The sequence below is a fragment of the Streptomyces sp. NPDC058880 genome, from assembly GCF_042742535.1.
In the GTDB taxonomy this organism is placed as follows: Bacteria; Actinomycetota; Actinomycetes; order Streptomycetales; family Streptomycetaceae; genus Streptomyces.
Genome location: NZ_JBHYMC010000127.1, coordinates 1 through 3,966, shown reverse-complemented (window position 1 = coordinate 3,966; position 3,966 = coordinate 1). Strand labels below are relative to the sequence as shown.

General features: G+C 73.0%; 6 protein-coding genes. 5 read left to right on the top strand and 1 reads right to left on the bottom strand.

All coding sequences use genetic code 11. The annotated features are described in order from the left end of the window. The first annotated feature begins 164 nt into the window (after nucleotides 1-164). On the top strand, nucleotides 165-596 hold the full coding sequence (locus tag ACFW2G_RS32940; protein WP_384582880.1) for a hypothetical protein: 432 nt from the start codon (nucleotides 165-167) through the stop codon (nucleotides 594-596). On the opposite strand, the gene ACFW2G_RS32935 is transcribed toward ACFW2G_RS32940, so the two are convergent. Beyond that, nucleotides 577-1,308 carry a FadR/GntR family transcriptional regulator gene (locus ACFW2G_RS32935; RefSeq protein ID WP_384455270.1) on the bottom strand — a complete coding sequence of 244 codons (732 nt, stop codon included), beginning with the start codon at nucleotides 1,306-1,308 and terminating at the stop codon, nucleotides 577-579. The two genes, ACFW2G_RS32940 and ACFW2G_RS32935, sit on opposite strands and share 20 nt — an antisense overlap. 107 nt (nucleotides 1,309-1,415) lie before the next feature. On the opposite strand from ACFW2G_RS32935, the gene ACFW2G_RS32930 reads away from it, so the two are divergent. From ACFW2G_RS32930 to ACFW2G_RS32915, 4 genes are all read left to right on the top strand, one after another. Next, a complete protein-coding gene (locus ACFW2G_RS32930; RefSeq protein ID WP_384582877.1) occupies nucleotides 1,416-2,714 on the top strand; it encodes a CynX/NimT family MFS transporter in 1,299 nt (432 codons plus the stop codon). A 5-nt stretch (nucleotides 2,715-2,719) separates the two neighbouring features. Next, nucleotides 2,720-2,839 carry an SGM_5486 family transporter-associated protein gene (locus tag ACFW2G_RS32925; RefSeq protein WP_257855467.1) on the top strand — a complete coding sequence of 40 codons (120 nt, stop codon included), beginning with the start codon at nucleotides 2,720-2,722 and terminating at the stop codon, nucleotides 2,837-2,839. 233 nt (nucleotides 2,840-3,072) lie between these two features. Beyond that, the gene (locus ACFW2G_RS32920) at nucleotides 3,073-3,231 is read left to right on the top strand and encodes a hypothetical protein (protein WP_370466577.1); all 159 of its coding nucleotides are present in this window, start codon (nucleotides 3,073-3,075) and stop codon (nucleotides 3,229-3,231) included. Between the two features lie 82 nt (nucleotides 3,232-3,313). Beyond that, nucleotides 3,314-3,835 (top strand): histidine phosphatase family protein, encoded by a 522-nt coding sequence (locus tag ACFW2G_RS32915; protein WP_037930673.1) that lies wholly within the window; start codon nucleotides 3,314-3,316, stop codon nucleotides 3,833-3,835. The last annotated feature ends 131 nt before the right edge of the window (nucleotides 3,836-3,966 follow it).

The following is a 3,966-nucleotide window of genomic DNA, read 5'->3' as shown; positions in this document are numbered from 1 at the left end:
CTTCCCCCCGGGGGAGGCGCGGCCGCCGCCGTTCTCGCGTCCGCCGACCGCCTTCGCTCGCATGTTCAGCGGCCGACCGGATCTTTCCGAGTCGAAAACCAGGACAGATGCCTGCAAACTGACCAAGTCGGGATCTTCCCGGCTTCGGCGGGGAGGAGGCAGGGGTGCGCACCAGGCCGAGCCGAGCAGTATCGATACTGGTCGCATCAGTGATCGTGACCGGACTCCTGATCCCGGCCGTGGCCGCTCAGTCCTCCGGAGACGAGGCGGCTCCGGGCGCCGAGGCGGCGACGCCCGCCGCCGTCGACCTCGCCGACATCCCCGCCGAGCCCCCCGCGCAGCCTTCGCGGCCCGCCGCCCGCGAACTCTTCGGCGCCGACTGCGCCACCTCCATCGAGGGCTCCCTGGTGACCGCGCACTGCCACAACGCCTATCCGGAGACCGACCTGGTGAGCCTGCACGTCGAGTGCGACCGCTGGTGGGACCTGGACGGCGACGGCGCGGCCGTGGCCGTGGGCCCGGCCGCCCGGGCCGAACTCACCGGCCGCTGCTGGAAGGAGGTCCGCGCGGCCTGGGTCAGCCACCGGCGGCCGTGACCGGACCCCCCTGGGCGTCCCCCGGCCCCTCGGTCCGCCCGGCCTCCTTGCCGAGGCAGACGAACGGATAGCCCGCGGCCTCCGAAGCCGCCGCGTCCCCGTCCCCGCGCCGGATCGCCTCGATCAGTCGGGTGTGGTCGAGATGGGCTGCGGGGTCCAGCACGGCGCCCACGTCGGCCCGCAGCCAGTCGGCGACCAGCTCGCCGAGGTCCGCGTACAGCTCGATCAGCACGTCGTTGTGCGAGGCCGTCACCACCGCCATGTGCAGACTCACGTCCGCCGCCACGAAGAGCTCCGCGTTCCCGCCCGCCCAGGCCTCCTCGCGGCGCGCCAGCAGGGCGTCCAGCTGGAGCAGGTCCCGTTCCGTGCGGCGCTCCGCGGCCAGCCGGGCCGCTGAGGACTCCAGCGTGGAGCGGAGCTCGGCGATGTGCCTCGGCTCGGCCCCGGCGAAGCGGCGGTGCATGACGCCGGCCAGCTCGCTGGTCGCGATGACGTACGTACCCGAGCCCTGCCGGATGTCGAGCAGGCCGTTGTGCGCCAGCGCGCGCACGGCCTCGCGCACGGTGTTGCGGGCGACGCCCATCAGCTCCACGAGCTCCGGCTCGGTGGGGATGCGCGAGCCGACCGGCCACTCGCCGGAGGTGATCTGGTTGCGCAACTGGGCGATCACCTGATCGACGAGCGCGGAGCGCCGGGGCGAGGTCAGCGGCATGGGTTCCTCTCACGTGCGGCCGGGGTCGCGGCCGCTGCTGCGGTGCGGGTGCAAGTGTGGCTGACGCCGCTGGACAACCAATCATCCCATGATTCTATGATGGGTGAATGTCCGACGAAGAGACCAAGACGCTCCACCGGCCCGCCGCGGCAGCCGCCGCCGTCGCCACCCCGCACGCGCCGGCCCCGCCGGCCTGGCTCGGCCCCGTGCTCATCGTCGGAATCGTGCTGGCCGCCCTCAACCTGCGCCCCGCCATCACCAGCCTCGGCGCCCTCTTCGAGGAGACCCGGGCCGGTCTGGGCATGAGCGGCACCGTCGCGGGCCTGATCACCTCCGTCCCGGCCCTGTGCTTCGCGGTCTTCGGTGTCACCGCGCCCCGGCTCTCCCGCCGCTTCGGCCCGGTCGCCGTCGTCTGCGCGGGCATGGCCGCCGTCGCCGCCGGGCTGCTGATCCGCCCCTTCGCGGCCGGCGCCGCCGGGTTCCTGGCCGCCAGCGCCCTGTCCCTGGCCGGCATCGCCCTCACCAACGTCCTGCTCCCGGTGATCGTCAAGCGCTACTTCCCGGACCGGGTCGGCACCATGACCGGCCTCTACTCCATGGCCCTGGCCGCCGGTACCTCGCTCGCCGCCGCCGCGACCGTCCCGCTGACCGAGGCCCTCGGCGGCAGCTGGCGCACCGGCCTGCTGATGTGGGCCTCCCTCGCCGTGGTCGCCGTACTGCTGTGGCTGCCCATCGCGCGCGCCGCCGCTCAGGCCGACCGGCCCCGGGACGCCGCCGGCTCCGGCGCGAATGCCGCCGCAGGGAGCGACGCGGGCCCGCGGGTCGTCCGTAGCCGCACCGCCTGGGCCCTGGCCTGCTACTTCGGTCTCCAGGCCACGGGCGCCTACATCACCATGGGCTGGCTCCCGCAGATCTTCCGCGACGCCGGGGTCTCCGCCTCCACCGCCGGCGTCCTGCTCGCCGTCACCATGGTCATGGGCGTACCGCTCGCCTTCGTCATCCCCGGCCTGGCCGGCCGCATGAGGAACCAGGGCGCCATCGCGGCAACCCTCGGCGTCTTCGGCCTCGTCGGCTACCTCGGACTCTTCTCGGCCCCCGCCGCCGGAGCCTGGGCATGGGCCCTCCTGCTCGGCGTCTCCAACTGCGCCTTCCCCCTCGTCATCACCATGATCGGACTGCGCGCCAAGTCCCCGGCGGGCGTGGTCAGGCTCTCCGCCTTCGCGCAGAGCACCGGCTACCTCATCTCCATCCCCGGCCCGCTCGTCATCGGCGCCCTCTACCAGCACAGCGGAGGCTGGGACCTGCCGCTCGCCCTGATGGCCGGCCTGCTCGTACCGCAGATCGCCCTCGGCGTCCTCGCGGGCAGGGACCGCACGATCGAGGACGAATGCGGCATGCGAGACTGAACCGCATGTCACCCGTACTCGAACCGAACCCGGAGGGCGGCCGCAGGAAGCTCGGCCTCGTCCTCGGCGCCATGCTCGTCGTCTCCGTGATCATCTCCGTGATCGCGACGATCGCCTCGCCGTGACGAACGCGACCCCGGCCGCGGCCGCTGGCGTGGGTAGGGACATCCCCACCCACCCCTAGGGGGTCAGGCTCAGGGTGAAGTGGGGTGTGCCCCGGATGGGAACCGCCGTCCCGGATCCGTAGATTCGCAGGCAGCGAGCCAGTCCGGTCCACACACCCACGGAGGCGGCCATGTCGGCCCCCACGCACACACGGTCCCTTGCCCCCGCCCGCCGGACGCGCACGACCACCGCTGTGAGCACCCGGCTGCACTGGTGGGCGCCGGCGCTGCCCGCACTCGCCTTCGGCCTCCTGCTGCTGCTCCTCACGGGATCCGGTGAGGCCCACGCGGCCACCGGCGGGGTCTCCGGCCTCGTCCAGCTCGTCGAACAGCTCCTGCGCGCCGTCGTCTGACCTCGCGAGCGCCCCCACCACCTGGGACGAGCCCCCTCAACACCCTGCGCTCCACGGCCCGTTTCATGCGAAGCTGGGAGCCATGAGCGCAGACACACCCCGCAGGATCGCCCTCCTCCGGCATGCCAAGGCCGACTGGCCCGATGTGTCCGACCACGACCGTCCGCTGGCGGAACGGGGCCGCAAGGACGCGCCGGCCGTCGGTCTGAAGCTCGCCGAGACCGGCATCGTCTTCGACCTGGCCCTCTGCTCGACCGCGGCCCGCACCCGCGAGACCTGGAAGCTCGCCGTCCAGGAGATGCCGCACCGGCCGAAGACCCACTACGAGGAGCGGATCTACGACGCCTCGCCGGGCGAGCTCATCGCCCTGCTGAACGAGACCTCCGACGAGGTCTCCGACCTCCTCGTCATCGGCCACAACCCCGGCATGCACGCCCTCGCCGACGCCCTCGCCGGGCGCGCGGAGGGCGACACCCTGGCGCGGATGACCCGTACGGGGTTCCCGACCGCTGCGCTCGCCGTCGTCTCCTTCACCGGATCGTGGAAGTCCCTGGAGCACGGGGTGGGCACCCTGCTGGACTACTGGACCCCCAAGGGGCACTGACCGGCACGGCACGCGAGCGGGCCCCGGCAGCCGCACCTTGGGTTCTAGCGGTCCTCGCAACACCCGCGATCTGTGGGAGTTGCGAGGACCGTGGGCGTTGAGCGTGGTGATCTTTCGGGGTTGCGGGAGCG